The sequence below is a fragment of the Priestia megaterium genome (assembly GCF_023824195.1).
In the GTDB taxonomy this organism is placed as follows: Bacteria; Bacillota; Bacilli; order Bacillales; family Bacillaceae_H; genus Priestia; species Priestia megaterium_D.
Window position 1 is genome coordinate 2,790,894 of record NZ_CP085442.1, and the last position, 19,056, is coordinate 2,809,949.

Here is a 19,056-nt window from a genome sequence, read left to right on the forward strand (position 1 = left end):
AATCTTTACGATTCCCGCTTTTTCGTTACATCTTATGTTCAAGCGCCTTGAAGTTTTCTTGAAATTGCTCTAAGCAAACAAGTCCTTCTTCACGAAGGCGTTTGTTTTCTTCTTCGATAGCTTTTGTTTCCTGCATTCCTTTCATAATAATATTCCACGTTTGTTCCATCGTTTCTACTTTTACGCTGGGCGCACCCGACATTTTGGTAATTTTAACGCTTTGCTGTGAAATATTTTCTGCATTTCGAATGAGCAGCTCATTTGTGCGTTTGTCTAATTCGTTCATCGACTCCGCTACTAAATTTTGACGTTTTGCTGCGATTGCGTTAATAAGCCCATTTTTAAAAATAGGAATCGTTGTAATAAACGCAGAATTAATTTTGCCGATCAGCTTTGTATTTCCTCGCTGCAGCATACGGATTTGAGGAGCGGATTGATAAGATACTTGTTTTGCCATTTCTAAATCATATAATCGCTGCTCCATCAGCTCAACCGCATTTTTTAAGGTTTGAAGCTCCATTGCCGCCAGCTGATTTCCACTCGACGCTCTTTCTTCAAGCACCTTTAGCTCTTGTTTTAACTCTTCTACTTTCACTTCGCCCGCTACAATGTATTTTTCAAGCTCCATATAATACTGATAGTTTTGCTCGTAAAGCTGTTCAAGCGTTGTGGTTGAATGCTTCATTTCGGTTTCATATTTTGTAATCTCTACATATACTTTATCAATTTCAGAGCCCATCGTTTCATATTTTTGAAACAGCTTATCCACTATTTTTTGACCGCGTTTAAAAAGCTTAGAGAAAAACCCTTTATCTTCAACAAAATCCTTTGCATCAAATTTATCCATAATCTTTCCAAGCTGCTTTAATAATTGACTTGACTCTTCCATGCTAGACGATTTAATTGTACTAAGCACTTTTCCGGAAAACGAGGAAATTTCATTGGCTGTTTCTTTCCCATACTCAAGTAAAGCTAGCTGATTTTTATAATCAATTTGTTCTGCTAAGCGACGTACTTCCGGCTCTTCTCGCAGTTTTGCTTTTACTTCATTAGGCTTTGTTTCTAAAACTTCTTCGGCTTCGTTTAAATCTAAAGACTGTAATTCGTTTGTTGCCATTTAAAAACCCTTCTTTCTTTAAAAGATTCGTTTTAACCATTTTTGAATGAGCGATGGCTCTTTGAATTCTTCATTAAAGCTAATATCTTCTAGCCAATGTATATCGAAATATTTTTCTTCGACAAACGCTTCTATATCTATTTGACCGGTCGGATTAAAAAGAACAATATCAACGCCAAATTCATTTAACAGAAGCAGTAAAGCTGCATCTTCACGCGTAAACGTTTCATGTTCATTTCCGTGATAAATAATTACCCGAGGGACGTGCTGCGTATAATCAAATTTTTGAAGCATGCGAAGCACGTTGTTTGGAAGCTTCAAAGACTGATTAAACAAGTACATTTGATGCTGATACGCATCTTCATGATCCAACCGAAGGAGCTTTGAATGTGCACAATATCTGGAAATGGCTGCAGCTAGCCCTTGCTGAAGCCCGATAGGCAGTTCTTTATAGCGCCACCAGTTGCTTTCAATCATTTTATCAGGACTGAGCGTTCCATCACTTCCGAGAGCTCCTTGATAGTGAAAGTGATTATTTCCTTCTATTTTTTTGGCAAAAGGAACAGAATCAACAGGCAGAGCTAACTCATTTTCCGTTTGCATGAGCTCATGCACTTTACTCCAGTACTCTTTTCGGTTTTTAGAAATACCAAGTACTTTTGAAAATAGGACCGGCACGTGGACATATGGCTTTGACACTTCAAAATTAGGACGGATAAACGCCCGTTCTCTCATTAATAAAAAGATCTCATCATACGTCGTTTTGAGAGTAACTGAAGTTGGAAAATACGAACGAAATTGCCAAGGTTTATACAGCATGGACTCCTCTGAATGAAGCACTTGCTCAATTTCTTGAGACGCTCTAAATGCTACCGTACCTTTTCGAACCGGTTTATCCGTTGGAAAAGGTACAAGCGAGCTAGTAGAAGGAAACGTATAAACTGTTGTTAAATGTTGATTCTTATCTACTTCTTTTAAATTATCCTTTCCCTCTGGATGAAAGGTAAGGACGTCAAAACCTAGTAAAATTAAATAATAGAGAAAATACTGCTCGCTTTTATTTGCATCTCCGTACCACATGATGCGAGGCACGTGTTCAGGAAATGCTTTATCCAGCAGCCAAGGTTTTACATGATTCCACTGCCACTTTATTAAATCGATTAATACGCGTTGAAAATGCTCGTCCATAAAGCCCTCTGCATGCTGTTCTTTAAAACACGTTAACGTTTCAATAAATTTTTCACGTACTCTTCTATGTATAGCGGGACTTTCTGACTTTACGATCAGCTTTTTTCCTTCTAAAAAAGCAAACAGTCGATTGACAGAAAGGCCGCGTTCTTCTTGATTAATTTTAAGGATGGTTTGTACTTCTTTTAATCTATCATTCGAAATGGACTTATCAAGCTTATCGTGCAGGACAAGGATCGATGATGATGAATGTGCAAGTTCATAAAGAAAAGCTGCGTACTCGTCCGCATCAAGATGAGTGCCTAAATACCTTCCCGCCACTTGCTTATAGGAAGTTTGCTGCTCATTTTGTATAAAGTCACCTCGCAGAGAAACATCTTTAGAAAAAAGAGAAGTTCCATTCTGCTCGTTAAGATTAATGATATGAGGATCAATTAGTTTACTCACGCCTTACAGCTCCTTTCTTTTCAGACATATACATGCTAAAAAGAAAGGGTACTTGTTAAAGCACCCTTTCTTTTTCATTTATCCCATGCCTTTTTTATACGGATAATCCGTAGTTGCGGCAAAGGTCGGCCAAGCCACCGGAAAATCCGCTGCCAATGGCATTAAACTTCCAGTCGTTTCCGTGCTTGTATAGCTCGCATACAACGACAGCTGTTTCAATTGAAAAATCTTCGCCTAAATCGTAACGAAGCACTTCTTCATTTGTTTCAGCGTCTATCAGACGAACAAACGCGTTGGATACTTGTCCAAAGTTTTGTCCGCGAGCATCTGCGTCGTGAATCGTGACGCTAATTCCGATTTTTTCAACGTGGTCAGGAAGAAGGGAAAAATCAACGGCTATTTGCTCATCGTCTCCATCTCCTGCACCTGTACGGTTGTCACCGGTATGCTCCACAGCTCCATTTGGACTTTTTAAATTGTTGTAAAAAACAAACTCCTCTTCATTTACAACCTGACTTGATTTGTTAGCTAAAAATGCACATGCATCTAAATCGAAATCCTGAGATCCAGCATATTTATTTGTATCCCATCCAAGACCTACTATTACTTTTGTTAATCCTGGATTTGTTTTGGTTAGGTCAATGCGCTGACCTTTTGATAAAGAAATTGACATAAAAACATCCTCCGTACGTTTTCTTACTTCAATGATTAGGCGTTTAAACCAAAATCGTTTACAAGTGCCGCTAAGCCACCTTGATAGCCGCTGCCAATGGCATTGAACTTCCACTCTCCACCGTGTCGGTACAGCTCGCCTACCACAACCGCTGTTTCAATCGAGAAATCTTCACCTAAATCATAACGAATTAACTCTTCGTCATTTGTTGCATTTAAAATACGAACGTAGGCGTTGCTTACCTGGCCGAAGTTTTGACCGCGTGCTTCCGCTTCATGAATGGTAATGGTAAACGCGATACGTTCAATAGATTGAGGCACATTTTTCAAATCTACTTGAACCTGCTCATCGTCTCCTTCACCTACGCCTGTACGGTTATCTCCGGTATGCTCAACCGCTCCGTTTGCACCCGTCGTATTATTGTAAAAAATAAAATCAGATTCTGAAGCACATTTTCCCGCTCCGTTTAATAAAAAGACAGATGAATCTAAATCAAAATCGTTTCCACCATCATACTTATTTACATCCCATCCAAGACCTACTACTACGTTTGTTAATCCTGGATTCGTTTTTGTTAAATCTACTTTTTGTCCTTTTGAAAGATTAATAGCCATTTCGTTTCCCTCTTTTCAAGTTGTTTATTTTGTATATTTATTTGCAATTTCTCCTAATCCGGTATCTCTCGTTGCATCTCCAGTTGCTGAAAACTTCCATTCATTCCCGTCTCGGTAAATTTCACCTGCAAATAGAGCGGTTGCTCCTGAATGGTCTTCAGATAGATTAAAGTAGACAAGCTCTTCGTTTTTAGCGCTGTCTACAACGCGAATAAACGCATTTTTAATCATACCGAAATCTTGGTTTCGCTCAACACACTGATAGATGTTGACCACAAACACAAGTTTATGTACGTTTCCAGGAACCTTTTTTAAATCAACAAAAATTTGTTCATCGTCTCCTTCACCTGCTCCGGTAAGGTTATCGCCTGAATGCTTAACGCTCCCGCAGTTACTGTGACGATTTCCAAAATACACAACGGCTGAGTTACTTACAAGCTTATCGTTTGAATTTAGCATAAGAACAGATGCATCACAGTCGATACTTGGTCCGTTTCTTCCGAAACCAAAAAAGCTGCGTTTTTTTACAGGATCCCATCCTAATCCAACTGTAATAGAAGATAGGCCTTCTCTTCCTTTTGTTAAATCAATTTTTTGACCTTTTTGTAGATTAATAGCCACTTTTATTTACTCCTTTACTGTAACGAACACATTCTTTTTAAGGTTCTATATAGTTCTATATCATAGCGCAGATAAATGAAAAAATAGTGAAATCTTTTATACCATTTTTAACGTTTACGTAAATCTTCTTTCCATGGAAAGAATACCACAATTTGGTGATTTCTTCAAAAATTAAGCTGTCTGTTATGGCGTAAATTAATTGATTTAAAGTTTGAAAGTGAAGATAATCTACTAAAAAAAGACTGTCTCTAAACCGGAAATCCGAGTTATGAGACAGTCTTTTTTGGCTTATTGAGCTATTTTTAAAGTAGGTTCTTGCTGTTCAGCTGTTTTAGCAGCTGCCACGTTTTGAATACGGCCTTCAGCTTGGTATTCAAACGGGCTGTTAAGTGTTTTAATATAGTTTACCGTTGCCTGTAAATCTTCTGGTCCCACTTCCATATCTGAAGAAAGTGCGCCAATACCGTATTTTTCATTTCCGTACATATAGTTATTGACTACTACTGTGTATTCTTTTTCTTTGTCAATTTTACTTCCATCTGGAAGCGTGATATCGACTACTTTATTCGTGCTTCCATCCCACGTATAGTTAAAGCCTGCAATATGGAAATCTAGTCCGGATGATGTAATTTGATTGTTTAACACCGTTTCTAAATCCGCTCCGCTTAGCTTTACTTTATTTAAGACGTTGCCAAACGGCTGAATCGCAAACAAATCACCATATGTCACGTCACCAGCACCAAGCTGTGAACGAACGCCTCCGCCATTCATTAAAGCAAAGTCAGCGTTCATTTCTGCTTTCATACCGTCAGCAATTAAGTTTCCAAGCGCGATATCGCCTGTTGGCCCGCTAGACGGATAGCCTTTTGCCAAATCTGTAGATGACTTCCCAACCACTTCTGCTTTAATAGGTGCTGCTAAGTCTTCGTACTTTTTCATAATGCTTGAAACTTCAGGATCTGGCGTATAGTCTTTCTGATACACGGTCACAATTTTTGCATCTTTTTTTACGACGTCACCCGTATTATCAATTTCAACATCTACGTCAGAAAACGCTGAACCGTATGAATAAGCTTGAACAATTAGTTTGTCATCTACTACTTTGTTATTGTATACGTGATTGTGAGCTGAAAAGATAACGTCAACTTCATCATCAACTTTTTTAGCTATATCCGCTGCATCAAATTCAGTAGGTGTACCGTTTTGATTAGATGGATTATGAGCAAGTACCACAATTGCTTTGATACCTTGCTTTTTCAACTCTGCAGTATATTTATCAATCGCTTCTGCTTCGTCTGTAATTTTTAAGTTTTCATTTCCTTTACGAACGATCATGCTTGGCGTTTCTTGTGTTACAACGCCGATGAAGCCGATTTTCTTGCCGCCTACTTCTTTTATTGCATAAGGTTCTGTAATTAATTTATTAGTTGAAGTATCATAAGCATTTGCCGCTACAACCGGGAAATTCATGCCGTCGTAGCCTTTTGTTCCTTTCGTATGATCTCCGCCTTCAATCATACGATGAAGCTCAGCAATGCCTTCATCAAACTCATGATTTCCAAGCGTGCCTACATCAAAGCCAAGTGATTCCATCACTTCAACCGTTGGCTCATCTTGAAACAGCGCTGAAACTAACGGGCTTCCGCCAATCATATCTCCTGCATGAACTAAAAGCGTATTCGGATTTTCTGCTTCTTGTTTACGGATAGCTGCTGCTGTATATTTCATATTTCCAGCTAAAAGCGTTTGGCCATTTGAATTGATTTTTGTATCTGTATCGAGCTGACCATGCAGGTCGTTCATCCCTAACAGCTGAATCTTTGTATTATCTTTTGATTCGCCGTTTAAATTAATTTTGTAAATACCAAATCCTTTGTCATCCGTTTTATTTGTATACGTAATGTTACTTCCTTCAGTTAAATAGCTTTCTCCGCGCGGTGAGCTTGTGAACGTCACGTTAGCCGTTCCGTTAATTGGTGCAATGGACCAGTTATCGTCAGCTGTTGGCGTGATTTCTTTTTGCTCTGTAATGTAGTCCATTAAAATTTGACGGTTTTCATCCGCTGAATCCACTACAAGCTCGCTTCCTTTGAGACCAGGGAAATTTCCACCTCCGCCAGCTCGGTAGTTATTTGTCACAACGATAAACTCTTGGTTTGGATCAACAGGTTTACCGTTATACGTTAAGTTAACAACGCGGCTTGAATCTTCGTGAATCACGTTTCCATTCACATCGTATTTTGCTGGTTTTGTTACGTCGATTTGGTATTGAACGCCGTCAATGACGTCAAAATTGTAAACAGGGAAGCTTGGGTTTAATAATTCCTGCTCTTCTGTTTTATTCGGTGTAATTTGATTAAATTTACCCGCAGACATTTCAATCCAGTCTTTTACAACAGAACCTTTTACTTTAACGGCTTTTAATGTGTTGTCATATAGATACAGGTCGCCAGCGCTTCGAATTGTTAAGTCACCTTTTTTAATTTCCGTATATTCATCTACGCCGTTTCTTCCTGCTTTAAAAGGTGCTCCGACTGATAAAATTGGAAGGTCTTTATATTCCGGCTTGTTTTGAGAAACGTATTTTTCTACGTAATCTTTTTGTGCGTTTGTCACAACTTGAATAGATGGATCATCTTGCACAAGAGAAAAATAGCTGTGGATATCATCCGTTGTTTTACCGATTGGTGTATTCACATATTTCACCGTTGCATCGTGATCTTTTTGAACTGCTTTAACAACGCCTTTATCCGGTTCTACCGTACTTTGCGTAACCGTTTTCCCTGACGCGTCTTTTACGTCTTTATACGTTTCACGCGTGGATGATTGAGAGCTTACTACTTTCCATTTTCCTTTTTCTTCTTTTAACGTTAAGTCAATTAAACCAAGTGACCCTCCGCCATAACCTGCTTGAACAGCCGGAACGCCGTTGATCGTTCCTTTTGCATTATCAACGCCAGGAAGAGGTTTTTTATCTGCTCCGAGGAACAAACCGTCTAGCGAAGCTTCCGTTTTAGCAGGGAAGACTTTATGCGTGTGTGAAAACGTAATAGCATCAATGCCTTTTACTTCACTTAATGAGTAAATGACATCTTCCGTATTTTGCTTGTTGCCGCTAAATCCAGAGTGAGCCATTGCAACAACTACGTCCGCACCTTTTTTCTTCATTTCTGGAATGTACTTATTGGCTGTTTCAACAATACCTTTTGTAATGACTTTTCCATCAAGATTTGCTTTATCCCAGTCGTTGATTTGAGGAGGCACAAAGCCAATAAAACCCACTTTAATCGTTCGTTTCTTACCGTTTTCATCAACAACTTTTTTATTCATAATTTTATACGGCGTAAATTTGTTTTTGTCGTTTTTCGGGTTGTTGTCATGATCGTCAACGTAGACATTGGCATTTATGTAAGGGAAGTTCGCATCGTTGTAGGCTTCTTTTAAGAAGTCTAATCCATAGTTGAACTCATGATTTCCAAGCGTTGCAATATCATAATCCAGCTGATTCATCGCTTTAAATACAGGATGAACTTCGCCTTTTTTTGACGGATCAATCTTGGCTTTATACGTGCCTAGAGGGGTTCCTTGAATGAGGTCTCCGTTATCTACTAATAAGCTGTTTTTTACTTCTTTTCGAGCATTTTTAATTAAAGTAGCGGTTTTAGCTAAACCCACTTTTTCATAAGGAGCGTCTTTGAAATAATCATAGTTTAATAGATTTGTATGAACATCAGTTGTTTCCATCAGGCGTATGTTCACAAGCGCATCTTTTTTATTGTGGCCTTGATGCTTGCTTTGCTGTGAGCTTTGTCCTGGATGACGTTCTTCCGCTCCTGCCTGTGTAGTTAAAAGAGGCATAGATAATAGAGAAAGTGCCAGTGATGTGGATAGGATTTTCTTCGTTTTACTGCGTGTATTCTTTTGCATCTACCATTCACCTTTCAAGTAAGTTATCATCGCTATAAATCTAGCAACTGTTCAAAAATAGTATAGCAGAAAAGATTTATAAAGGATGTAAATTTTTTGATTTTTTAGTAAACCATTTGTATGCGCTTTATTAACTTTTTGTAAACCGAAAAAATTTTTTTAGTTCCTCTCTTTAAAACCAAGGACTATAGTTTTTATTAATTGGATGAATCCTCCTTTTTAAATGAGTCTTATTACCTAATACATCAAGGTTCCCACGCCCTCTTTTAATTCAAAAGAAATTTATTTCAAGCGGTGTGTATATATGTACTATACATAGGATATGAAAAGCAGACATTAAGTTTGTCACAGCTTCTAACAAAATTTCGTAGATGTAAAAAAGAAAGAGAAGGTTTTTGCCTTCTAATAAATAGATATATTTATATACTTTTACATTTATAACAAGAAAACGAGGTTGAGTCATAAGACATAACTACATCAATCGAATCTAAAGGCCAACAAAGAGGATCAATGAGCTAGTATGAATCGCTTGTGACACCGCTGTGGATTTCCGTGCAAGACTTCGCTTTCCGCGGGCGGCCGATGAGCCTCCTCGTCGCTTGCGCTCCTGCGGGGTCTCATCTGTTCCGCTTTTCCCGCAGGAGTCTTCGTCTTGCCCTCCAATCCACAGCTAGAAGCACCTATACACGTGAAGCCTACGTTCACCCTACAAATGAAAAAATCCGAACGAAGTTGATTCTCCATCAAGAATCTTGATTCATCGTTCGGATTTTCTTCAACTAACACACTTTTGTCCCAGGCTTGTTTTCTTACTGACCTAATTCTTTAATTTGGTTCATAATACTTGATACATCTTGAATTGATTGAAATAATTCACTGTTTTTTAGCGCTTCTGGATTGAAGCTGCCATCCTTTATATTGGCTTCATATGCTTCAATTCCACTAATGATTTTTTCATTTTGTTGAACAAGCTGATCGTGCACATCAGAAGCGACGTCAGGAGCTTTTGTTTTATTAAATTCTTCAGCTTTCCCTTTCATTTCCTGCAGCTTTTGCTCTAGCTTTTTTATTGCCTCGTCGTCATTAACAGCTTTTTCCGCTAGAGGCGGTATTTCTTCAGCAAACTTTTGTGCTTCACTCACGTAATCTTTCGCATCGTTTGCGTAGTTCAAAGTACTGCTTGTATCTTCAAGAAAAGAACAGCCGCCGACCATAAAAAGAACAGCAGTTGATATCACTAGCATCCACTTTTTCACTTAGCACTCAACCTCTCTTATTTTCTTTTCTGCTATCTTCTTTTCGATTTTCGTTTCTTTAACTCTTTCATAATAATGGGTACAGCTTTTTTTATTCCTTTTTTTACAGCGGGGCTTTTTAACAGTCTCGATAGTTTTGACATTTTCAAGCTCCTCTCTCATTTTGAAATAACAAAAAACACCTTTACCACATTTGGTAAAGGTGTTTTTATCCAGACCTTTACCAATGGCAACATTGGCAAAGGTCTCGCTAACAATTTGCATTGTCAATAAAGCCGGAGATAATAATCTCGAAATGACGACTTTACTGCAAGAGCTACTCCCCTTTGAGCAAAACAGCATTTTTTGTTAACACAATCATAACGCACGTTCCTGATTATCGTCAACTTATATGGAATTAGTACACATCTTTTTTGGTAAATACCAGAAAAGACACGAGCAGCCCGGCAAGTCCCCAAATAGTTAAAACACCCAAGGAAAACCCTAATGTCATTCCTTCAGTCGGAGGAGCTGTGCCTTGCAGATAAGAAGTTAAATTTAAATTAACCATAAACAAATACTTAGCCGAATGCCATGAAGAAACCATGCTGCTTAAAATCGTACCTGCAATCAAACAAGCAAGCATCACACCCATACCCGCAGCTGTACTTTTAATTAAAACAGACAGCATAAAAGCAAGCGTTCCAACAACAAGTGATACAAACCAAGCAAGACCAAACTCCATTAAAATATATCTCCACTGCGAAATTAAATGGACGTCCGCTGTATTTAAGTCATTTCCCTGCACGCTAAACCCCGTAAGAATAGGGGCTGTCCAGCCTTTAAATCCAAATACAACGCCAGAAATGAGATACGACAAAACGCCAAACATTAAAATTAAAAACGAGACGGACATGACGAGCGTGATATATTTACTAAGCAGGATTTTCCACCGTTTCACAGGCCTCGTCAACAATACCTTGATGGATCCCAAGCTGTACTCTGAAGACACTAAATCCGCTGCAATAATCATAATCATCAGCGGCAGCAAAAGCTGAATGGCGTTTTCAATGAACCCTCGCACAAACGTTGGCGCTCCTGGTTCTGAAGGATTGATATCGTTATCTAAGTAATACTGTTGCTGCGCCACGCGAATTTCAAGCTGCTTGCGCCAATCATCTGAAATTTGGCTTCCGCTCAGCCGGTTTTGCGTATCGATAATTTCTTGCTGCAGCGTACTGCGCCAATCGGTCGTTCCTAGCTTTTCTTGAAGGCGCTGCGTTTCGCGAAGCTGAGCATATGTGAACATGGAAATCAAAACGCCCATAATAAGCGTAACGATTAAGAGGCGCTTTTTTCGAACAAGCTTGATCATTTCATTTTGAACCAAACTAATCAATCGATTCGCCTCCTGTCATTTCGATAAATAAATCTTCAAGAGTTGGAAGCTTTCGGTTCATTTCTTTTACCGTTACTCCTGCTTGAATGAGCTGTTTGTTCCACTCTCCCACTTCAGCTTCTTCATAAAACGTCGTGACATACTTCCCCTGCACTTGCACAAAGTCCGTCACTTGTTCTAAGACATCTATTCCTGCAGGCTGCGGATCTAGCTTCCACAGTAAGCGCTCTTGCTGAGTTAACAGGGTCTTCACCGATTCTGTGTGAATAACTTCTCCTTTTGCAATAATCGCTACTCGATCACACATTAGCTGAATCTCGCTCAGCAAATGACTCGATACTAAGACGCTTAGACCTTCACTTTCAGCTAAAAAGCGAATAAATTTACGCATATCCCGAATCCCAGAAGGGTCTAGTCCGTTCGTTGGCTCATCTAAAATGAGCACTTTTGGTTTTCCGAGAAGCGCTTGTGCAATTCCTAAACGCTGCCTCATACCTAACGAATAAGTGCGAACTAAATCGTGGATACGCTCTTGTAAGCCAACTAACTCCACCACTTCGTGAATACGTTCTTCCGTCATAGAAGGAATCATGCGTGAAAAGTGCTGCAGATTTTCCCAGCCGCTTAAGTATGGATACAGCTCAGGGTTTTCAACAATACAGCCGATATGCTCCATCGCTTTTGTAAACTGCTTCGATACGCTGTATCCACAAATAGAAATGGAACCAGCCGTCGGGCGAATCAAGCCGACAAGCATTCGAATCGTTGTCGTTTTACCAGCTCCATTGGGTCCTAAAAACCCAAATACTTCGCCTCTTTTTAGTTCAAAATCAATATTTTTGATGATTTCACGTTTTCCTATTACTTTTTTCAGTCCTTTTACTGAAAGCGTTACTTCACTCATATCATTCCCTCCCTTACCACGTAATAAGCGATGCTACACGCTCTGCGATCAGCTTGTAGCCTTTTGCATTCGGATGAAACTTATCAGTATATAAGTAGTCATCTACCTTTAGCTGAAACAAATCAAAGGTCGGAACAAAAACAGTTTGCTTATAATTAGCGCTTAATTCACTGCTTTTGTAATTCCATTCTCGTACAATAGCCGTTGTCGTTTTTGCATCTTGCAGGTTACTAAACGGATTATATAAACCAATTAAAAAAATCGTCGCGTCTTTATTTGCCGAACGGATGCTTTTTAAGATGCTGTCTACGTTTTTTAAATAGTCATTTTCTAGCTTTTGAATATTGTTTTTATTTAAGTTTTGCAGCGTTTGGCCCCCTTGAAATAAGTCATTTCCGCCAATCGTAATCAACACGGTGTCTGCAGACTTAATCTGCCGCTGAATTTGCTGCTGCTTTACTTGACTTGCCAGCTGCGAAGATGTTTGACCTTTTATTCCAAAGTTACTTAAGAGAATTTTCTTCTTCGTTTTTTCTTCAAGATTATCTTTTAAATATCCAACGTATCCTTTTCCCGCTGCATCTCCTGTTCCTCTTGTCAGTGAATCTCCTAAAGCGACAATCGTATAATTCTTTGTACTTTTGTTACTGATGCTTGTTTCTTGCTTTGGCTTTGGCATTTCTTTTACAGTAGCTTTTGAGGCGCTAACATAATCATAAATAGACATTCCAAGCCCCGCTGCAAACAGCAGACACGAAATAATCGAAATAAAGGATACAATCCATACCCACTTTCCTTTCGCTTTCACTGGCTGCACTCCTTTTCGTCTTTTTAGTTATCTTTTTTTAGAGCTTCAACTGTTTTTAGTAAAGCGGACCAGTCTAAATGACCCCAGCCATTTTCGATTCCTTGTTCATAATGACCTTTCACAAGCTCTCCTAACGGAAGCGGAGCGGACACTTTTTTGGCTGCATCAATAGCCAGGTTTACATCTTTTAGTCCAAGCTCCAGCTTGAACCCGGCTGGATCAAAGTCTCTTTTAGCAATTAAATTGCCGTAATTTTTATACACAGGAGATGCAAATAAGCTATTAACCACTTCAAGAAACTCCTCCGCTTGCATGCCATACTGCTCTACCATGACTACTGCTTCAGAAACAGCTTCTAACATCGATACTAATAAAAAATTATTGCCAAGCTTAGCTACATTTGATAAGTAAGGCTCGTCTCCTACAGTAAAAATAGTTTGACCAATCGCTTCAAATAGCGGCCAAACTTGCTCTCTTGCTTCTTTATTACCTGCAACTATTACTTTGAGAGCCGCAGCTGCTGCTGCGTCGGGGCGACCTAAAACAGTCGCTGCAACAAAATGCTGTCCTGATGCAGCATGTGCGCTTGTTAATTTTTCCGACAAATCTACGCTAATAGTACTCACTGAGACGTGAATACCACCTTCTTGAAGGCCTGCAAGTACACCAGCTTCTGAAAGCGTTACTTCTTCTAAAGCCTCATCATTTGAAAGAATCGTAAAGACAAGATTCGCTTCTTGTGCTGCTTGAGCAGGTGTCTCTACAACCTTTGCTCCTTTTTTCACAAGACTCTCCGCCTTTGAAGCAGTGCGGTTATAAATGACAAGTTCATGACCCGCTTTTATCATATTTTCCGCCATCGGTAATCCCATATTTCCTAAACCAATCAAACCTACTTTCATCTTTACCACTCCATTTCAGTACTCAGTATGTACGTTTATACTTGTTCTCTATCTTTAGAAAAAACATATTTTCATTATTATATAACTACAGTAAAAGTGAATACAAAGAATAGCCTTTCTAAAATGTTCAAAATGTGACATTTTTTAGACACGGTTTATGAAAAACTTGTCAAAAAAAATACGAATGGTTTTTGAATAAAGCGCTTGCAAACATAGGAAATTTCTGCTAAGATGTAAGAGAATTATTTTTGTTCGGTGGGGATGTATGAGTATTGTCACTTTTCGTCTTTAGATTTGAGCAAGAATAGTACCACAATGTGCGAGTCCGCACGAGGAGGCAACAATTATGGAACAAGGTAAAGTAAAATGGTTTAACGCAGAAAAAGGTTTTGGATTCATCGAGCGCGAAGGTGGAGACGATGTATTCGTACACTTCTCAGCAATCCAAAGCGAAGGCTTCAAGTCTTTAGACGAAGGTCAAGCTGTAACATTTGACGTAGAACAAGGTCAACGCGGACCTCAAGCTGCTAACGTTCAAAAAGCATAAGAAACACAACATATCAAAAACAGATCCTTTAAAGGATCTGTTTTTTTGCGTACAAACATAAAAAAAGCCCTGTTTTTCAACAGGACCAGTCGGTACAAGTACAGAAGTAAAGTTAATGGTACTCTTAGTATAGCACAAGATCATAACAATCTATACGAAATAATAAAATAAAACTTTCATCCGGCACGTTTACCTATGTTTATAGCTATTCCAGACTCTTTAGGGCGCTCGCAAAACGTTTAATTCCTTCTCGAATGACCTCTTCTTCCCCTCTGCCAAACGTAAAGCGAATAGCTCCGCTTTGAGAACTCAGCACGCTTCCCGGAACAAAAGCAACTCCTCTTTTAAGTGATTCTTCCAATAAACGATAATCGTCGACCGGCTGATTCACCTTGCACCATAAGTGAATCCCGCCTTGAGGCGAATCGAAAGATACTTTTGACCCGAGCAATTCGTTCAGACTCGACGACAGGGCATACTCTTGTTTTTTGAGCTCTTGTCTAAGCTTTTCAATATGAGAAGAAAACGTAGGGGAATTTAAGAATTGATAAGCAATCCATTGCGGAAAGATGCTGTGACCAAAGTCAATTTGCTGCTTAGCATCTGCCAGGCGCTGAATCACTTGCTCTGGCCCCACTATCCAGCCAATTCGAAGGCCCGATGCAACAATTTTAGAAAGCGAGCTGATATAGAGGACATTTCCGTTCTCGTCCATCGATTTCAGCGTTTGATGTACATTTCCGTCAAATGCCGTGAGTGAATAAGGATCATCTTCAATAAGCGGAATGCCGTATTCTGAAGAAAGCTCTAAAAACCGCTTTCGACGCGCTTCTGATAACACAATACCGGTCGGGTTTTGATAATACGGATTTAAAAAAACCATACGAATGCGATGCTTTTTATGTAATTCTACTAAGTCGTCCGGGTTGGCTCCATTTTTATCTACAGGCAGCAAAAACGTTCGTAAACCTGCTGATTGAAAAAGCGGCAGTGAATAGCTATAGGACGGATCTTCAATTGCTACTGCATCTCCTGGTTTTAACAGGCACTGCACAATCAAATGAAGTGCTTGCTGTGCACCTGATGTAATTAAAATGGAATTAGAGTCCGTGGAGATTTTCCGGTACTCATGAACATGAGCAGCAATAGCATCACGCAGACGTTCATTGCCGTGAGGATGATCATAGCCTAAATGCTCATTAAACGGCATGCCCGCTAATATTCGCTGAAAATCTTCACTTGGAAATAAGCTAGGAGCTAATTCTCCGCTGGCTAAGTTTACAAAATCTGTTCGCAAAGCTTCGCTTCTTATTCGCTGTACGAGAGGTAAATTAGGCAAAAATGAACCGTCTTCTACATATCTCCCCCAGTTTGGAATACGTTTACGGGAAATTCCCCAGATGCTCGAACTAACTCGCGTGCCGCTTCCTTTTTTACGTTCTACGATTCCAAGTGCCTGCAGCTCTTCATAAGCAGCTACTACCGTGCTTCTGTTCACATTTAGCTCAGCAGCAAGCGTTCGTTCTGATGGCAGCATAGAATCCGGCGGAAACGCTCCCGATGAAATACAGCTTTCAATATATTCTGCAATTTGTTTATAAATCGCTTTTTTGCTAGCGCGATCTGGTCTCCAGTTCATGCGGCGTCAGTCCTTACATTTAAACTTTCTTATTAGTAGTTTATCCTTTATCTCTCTTATCTTAAAGCAGTTTTATAAAAAAAGACCATCCAATTCGATGTTTTTTTGCTCATCCACTTTACAAAATAAATATGATATCACTACTTTTCATTTGTTGGTATTTAAGTTTACATAATAAATTTATAGTTAATTAAACTACATTCACCATCACAATAAAAAAATCCAAACGAAGTTGATTCTCCATTAAGAGTCTCAGTTGTTCATCGTTCGGATCTTTACTAAAATACTTTTGTCACAGCCTCTTTTTTATAGAGGAGGTAAATCTAGCTTGCCTTCTTGAAACAATTCTTTCACCATATGCTTGGCATAACCCGTTGCTTGCCCTAGCGTAATCTTAGCTGGCATAGGCGCTTCATTTGCATCAACGATTACATCGATAATGCACGGCTTATTTTGTCTAACAGCACTTTCAAAAGCCGGCAGCAGCTCTTCTTCTTTTTCAACCCGGTAGCCAACACCTCCGCAAATATCTGCATACTTAGCAAAGTTCGGATTTGTTAAGTCTGTGCCGAATTCAGCATTTCCCATTACTTCTTGTTCAAATTTAATCATACCGATTTTATGGTTATTAAATAGCACCACAACTAGCGGAAGATTGTATTTAACAGCTGTAATAAAATCTGCCATCGTCATCGCAAAGCCGCCGTCTCCACAGACCGCAAACACCTGCTTCTCGGGATAAGCAATTTTTCCAGCAAGTGCGCCCGGCAGCCCGCATCCGAGAGTCGCTAGCCAGCTTGAAATCACAAACTGCTGATTTGTCATACGAAAATGACGCGCCATCCATACTGTGACGTTTCCTACATCTACAGACAAGACCGCGTTATCAGCTGCTACGTGCTGAAGCGCTCGAATCACTCGCTGAGGCTTGATAGGTAGACTTTCTTTTGCTTCTTGGGTATCAAGCTGACTCCACCACTTTTTCATACGTTCTTGACTTTGCTCTAAAAACTGGCGATGCTCTGAGCGGCCAACGTTTTCTAAGAACCACTGAATTGTTGTTTTTGCTTCTCCGGCAAGCCCCGCATCTACAGGATACCTTTTGCCAATTTGTGCAGGATCAATATCAATATGAATCGTTTTCGCATGGTCTGGCAAAAAGCCTGTAAACGGATAGGACGTTCCAATCATGATGAGCGTATCCGCTTCTTGCATCGCTTCATACGCTGGCTTTGTCCCGATTAACCCAAGTCCTCCAAGACAATATGGATGTTCATCCGGTATTGCGCCTTTTCCAGGAAGCGTAAGGACAATAGGTGCTGCGATTTTTTCTGCAAACGCAAGCAGCTCTTCTCTCATTTCATGTGTGCCTCGACCGGCTAAAATAACCGGACTTTCTGCTTTACCAATCAAATCTTTTGCTTTTTCAAGGTCTTCTTTGTGAGGAAAGACGTCTTGTTTAACGATTATGCTTGATGTTTCTCGTGCTTCTGATCCGACTTCAAAACGAGGAATATCATCGGGAATGGTTAACACAGCCACACCTTTTTTAGCATAAGCTGTTCGAATCGCTTGATTGACAACAGTGGGAAGCTGTTCAGCGGACATGATTCGCTGGTTATATACAGCCACGTCATCGAACATTCGTTCTAAATTAATTTCTTGAAACGCATCGCTTCCGATAAGATCGGACTCCACTTGCCCCGTAAGTGCTAAAACGGGAGCTTTGTCTAACTTTGCATCATACAAACCATTCAGTAAATGAATCGCTCCCGGTCCGGCAATAGCCGTGCATACACCGATTTTACCCGTTAGCTTTGCATATGCAGCCGCTGCGAGAGCTCCCGCTTCTTCGTGCCTCACTTGAATAAATTTAATTTTGTCCTGGGCTTTGCGAAGCGGTTCAATAATTGAATTAATGGAGTCTCCTGGCATGCCATAAATATGATCAACGCCCCATTCAATTAACAGTTCAATCAGTTTTTCCCCTGCTTTTTGTTTAAACATATGACTGACCCCTTTCTTCTTATATATAGAGATAGTGTGACCTGATACGCTCTTTCTTACTTATTTTCACTCGTATAATTTTCGTTTTCTTTCATTAAATGAATAAACCATCTTCGTTAAATTTTCTTCATTCCTTGCAATTATCATTAACTTTTGCTATTCTATAAGAAGAATTATTTTTGTTCGGCAACAATCGATAGGTGAATACTTTCGTCTTAAAGATTTTGATCATGAGCAAGGATAGTAATACAATGTGTGCATAGCACACGAGGAGGCAACATTCATGGAAAAAGGTACAGTAAAATGGTTTAACGCAGAAAAAGGTTTCGGATTTATCGAGCGCGAAAATGGCGACGATGTATTCGTACATTTCTCAGCAATCCAAAGCGAAGGATTCAAATCTTTAGACGAAGGTCAAGCTGTAACATTCGACGTTGAAGAAGGTCAACGCGGACCTCAAGCTGCTAACGTTCAAAAAGCATAAGTAGAAAAAGACTCTGATTTCAGAGTCTTTTTTTTATGTAGAACCACGCATAAAATCTTTTTAACGTGTAGTTTGTACACGTTATTATAAATAATAAACTAAAAAAGTCTCTTCATCCCGAAGAGACCTTTTGTGGAAGAAATAGTTGAAGAAATAAAGTGTGGATGTTGCGTCGTCATCATTTTTTAATAATTAGCACCAGCCGCCGCCGAAGCAAGAAGCGCCGATGATGATTAATAAGATGAAAAGTACAATGATTAAAGCGAAACCGCCGCCGCAGCCACCGCCGCCATAACCACAACCGTATCCGTAACCTCCGTAGTATCCCATGTGTTTCACCTCCATTTGCTATACTTTAAGATATGTGGATTTAGTTAAATTGCTCCTAATAATTCCATAGAACTTTTGAAAATGTTTGTCATACACTAAAAATACTGCGTTTTTCAAACATGTCCCACAAAGAGATAAAACATTTGATTTTATGGGCATTTACTCCTCTTTTCTTTATCTTTTAAAAATGTAATCGCTCCCTTTTTCATGAATG

17 protein-coding genes are annotated in these 19,056 nt (G+C 39.5%); 2 read left to right on the forward strand and 15 right to left on the reverse strand.

Annotated elements, in window-relative coordinates:
* Positions 1 to 25: 25 nt before the first annotated feature.
* The 12 genes from LIS78_RS14175 to LIS78_RS14230 all read right to left on the reverse strand — a co-directional run bounded on the left by LIS78_RS14175 (position 26) and on the right by LIS78_RS14230 (position 13,835).
* Complete coding sequence (locus LIS78_RS14175) at positions 26 to 1,117, reverse strand: toxic anion resistance protein (RefSeq protein ID WP_252283844.1); 1,092 nt, start codon at positions 1,115 to 1,117, stop codon at positions 26 to 28.
* An 18-nt stretch (positions 1,118 to 1,135) separates the two neighbouring features.
* The gene (locus tag LIS78_RS14180) at positions 1,136 to 2,752 is read right to left on the reverse strand and encodes a YceG family protein (protein ID WP_252283845.1); all 1,617 of its coding nucleotides are present in this window, start codon (positions 2,750 to 2,752) and stop codon (positions 1,136 to 1,138) included.
* Between the two features lie 94 nt (positions 2,753 to 2,846).
* Positions 2,847 to 3,425 carry a TerD family protein gene (locus LIS78_RS14185; protein WP_252283846.1) on the reverse strand — a complete coding sequence of 193 codons (579 nt, stop codon included), beginning with the start codon at positions 3,423 to 3,425 and terminating at the stop codon, positions 2,847 to 2,849.
* A gap of 35 nt (positions 3,426 to 3,460) precedes the next feature.
* Positions 3,461 to 4,039, reverse strand: a complete 579-nt coding sequence (locus LIS78_RS14190) for a TerD family protein (protein WP_013057396.1) — start codon at positions 4,037 to 4,039, stop codon at positions 3,461 to 3,463.
* 24 nt (positions 4,040 to 4,063) lie between these two features.
* Positions 4,064 to 4,660 carry a TerD family protein gene (locus tag LIS78_RS14195; RefSeq protein ID WP_252283847.1) on the reverse strand — a complete coding sequence of 199 codons (597 nt, stop codon included), beginning with the start codon at positions 4,658 to 4,660 and terminating at the stop codon, positions 4,064 to 4,066.
* A gap of 288 nt (positions 4,661 to 4,948) precedes the next feature.
* On the reverse strand, positions 4,949 to 8,587 hold the full coding sequence (locus LIS78_RS14200; RefSeq protein ID WP_252283848.1) for a multifunctional 2',3'-cyclic-nucleotide 2'-phosphodiesterase/3'-nucleotidase/5'-nucleotidase: 3,639 nt from the start codon (positions 8,585 to 8,587) through the stop codon (positions 4,949 to 4,951).
* A gap of 809 nt (positions 8,588 to 9,396) precedes the next feature.
* Complete coding sequence (locus LIS78_RS14205) at positions 9,397 to 9,843, reverse strand: DUF6376 family protein (protein WP_252283849.1); 447 nt, start codon at positions 9,841 to 9,843, stop codon at positions 9,397 to 9,399.
* Positions 9,844 to 10,107 (reverse strand): hypothetical protein, encoded by a 264-nt coding sequence (locus tag LIS78_RS14210; protein WP_252283850.1) that lies wholly within the window; start codon positions 10,105 to 10,107, stop codon positions 9,844 to 9,846.
* Between the two features lie 133 nt (positions 10,108 to 10,240).
* Complete coding sequence (locus LIS78_RS14215; protein ID WP_013057401.1) at positions 10,241 to 11,221, reverse strand: ABC transporter permease; 981 nt, start codon at positions 11,219 to 11,221, stop codon at positions 10,241 to 10,243.
* Positions 11,214 to 12,125 (reverse strand): ABC transporter ATP-binding protein, encoded by a 912-nt coding sequence (locus LIS78_RS14220; protein WP_252283851.1) that lies wholly within the window; start codon positions 12,123 to 12,125, stop codon positions 11,214 to 11,216. Before LIS78_RS14220 ends, LIS78_RS14215 begins: the two co-directional genes overlap by 8 nt.
* A 13-nt stretch (positions 12,126 to 12,138) precedes the next feature.
* Positions 12,139 to 12,933: a GDSL-type esterase/lipase family protein gene (locus tag LIS78_RS14225; RefSeq protein WP_195782972.1), complete on the reverse strand. Its 795-nt coding sequence runs from the start codon at positions 12,931 to 12,933 to the stop codon at positions 12,139 to 12,141.
* Between the two features lie 23 nt (positions 12,934 to 12,956).
* Positions 12,957 to 13,835: an NAD(P)-dependent oxidoreductase gene (locus LIS78_RS14230; RefSeq protein WP_252283852.1), complete on the reverse strand. Its 879-nt coding sequence runs from the start codon at positions 13,833 to 13,835 to the stop codon at positions 12,957 to 12,959.
* A 346-nt stretch (positions 13,836 to 14,181) separates the two neighbouring features.
* Here LIS78_RS14230 and LIS78_RS14235 point away from each other — a divergent pair, with 346 nt between their 5' ends.
* The gene (locus tag LIS78_RS14235) at positions 14,182 to 14,382 is read left to right on the forward strand and encodes a cold-shock protein (protein ID WP_013057405.1); all 201 of its coding nucleotides are present in this window, start codon (positions 14,182 to 14,184) and stop codon (positions 14,380 to 14,382) included.
* Positions 14,383 to 14,587: 205 nt separating this feature from the next.
* Here LIS78_RS14235 and pdxR read toward each other — a convergent pair whose 3' ends face one another.
* Together pdxR and LIS78_RS14245 are read right to left on the reverse strand one after the other, a co-directional pair.
* Positions 14,588 to 16,021, reverse strand: coding sequence for a MocR-like pyridoxine biosynthesis transcription factor PdxR (gene pdxR, locus LIS78_RS14240; RefSeq protein WP_252283853.1), 1,434 nt, complete (start codon positions 16,019 to 16,021; stop codon positions 14,588 to 14,590).
* 306 nt (positions 16,022 to 16,327) lie between these two features.
* A complete protein-coding gene (locus LIS78_RS14245; RefSeq protein ID WP_252283854.1) occupies positions 16,328 to 18,028 on the reverse strand; it encodes a pyruvate oxidase in 1,701 nt (566 codons plus the stop codon).
* Between the two features lie 283 nt (positions 18,029 to 18,311).
* Between LIS78_RS14245 and LIS78_RS14250 the strand changes: the two genes are divergently transcribed.
* Positions 18,312 to 18,512, forward strand: coding sequence for a cold-shock protein (locus tag LIS78_RS14250; RefSeq protein WP_013057408.1), 201 nt, complete (start codon positions 18,312 to 18,314; stop codon positions 18,510 to 18,512).
* A gap of 192 nt (positions 18,513 to 18,704) precedes the next feature.
* On the opposite strand, the gene yjcZ is transcribed toward LIS78_RS14250, so the two are convergent.
* A complete protein-coding gene (gene yjcZ / locus LIS78_RS14255) occupies positions 18,705 to 18,842 on the reverse strand; it encodes a sporulation protein YjcZ (protein ID WP_013057409.1) in 138 nt (45 codons plus the stop codon).
* Positions 18,843 to 19,056 lie beyond the last annotated feature (214 nt).

Bases quoted from the DNA above. Each gene is read 5' to 3' on its own strand.
- LIS78_RS14185 (WP_252283846.1), bottom strand. From the start codon at position 3,425: ATGTCAATTTCTTTATCAAAAGGTCAGCGCATTGACCTAACCAAAACA.
- LIS78_RS14190 (WP_013057396.1), bottom strand. From the start codon at position 4,039: ATGGCTATTAATCTTTCAAAAGGACAAAAAGTAGATTTAACAAAAACG.
- LIS78_RS14230 (WP_252283852.1), bottom strand. From the start codon at position 13,835: ATGAAAGTAGGTTTGATTGGTTTAGGAAATATGGGATTACCGATGGCG.
- LIS78_RS14210 (WP_252283850.1), bottom strand. From the start codon at position 10,107: ATGCAAATTGTTAGCGAGACCTTTGCCAATGTTGCCATTGGTAAAGGT.
- pdxR (WP_252283853.1), bottom strand. From the start codon at position 16,021: ATGAACTGGAGACCAGATCGCGCTAGCAAAAAAGCGATTTATAAACAA.
- LIS78_RS14250 (WP_013057408.1), top strand. From the start codon at position 18,312: ATGGAAAAAGGTACAGTAAAATGGTTTAACGCAGAAAAAGGTTTCGGA.
- LIS78_RS14220 (WP_252283851.1), bottom strand. From the start codon at position 12,125: ATGAGTGAAGTAACGCTTTCAGTAAAAGGACTGAAAAAAGTAATAGGA.
- LIS78_RS14235 (WP_013057405.1), top strand. From the start codon at position 14,182: ATGGAACAAGGTAAAGTAAAATGGTTTAACGCAGAAAAAGGTTTTGGA.
- LIS78_RS14175 (WP_252283844.1), bottom strand. From the start codon at position 1,117: ATGGCAACAAACGAATTACAGTCTTTAGATTTAAACGAAGCCGAAGAA.
- LIS78_RS14245 (WP_252283854.1), bottom strand. From the start codon at position 18,028: ATGTTTAAACAAAAAGCAGGGGAAAAACTGATTGAACTGTTAATTGAA.
- LIS78_RS14200 (WP_252283848.1), bottom strand. From the start codon at position 8,587: ATGCAAAAGAATACACGCAGTAAAACGAAGAAAATCCTATCCACATCA.
- yjcZ (WP_013057409.1), bottom strand. From the start codon at position 18,842: ATGGGATACTACGGAGGTTACGGATACGGTTGTGGTTATGGCGGCGGT.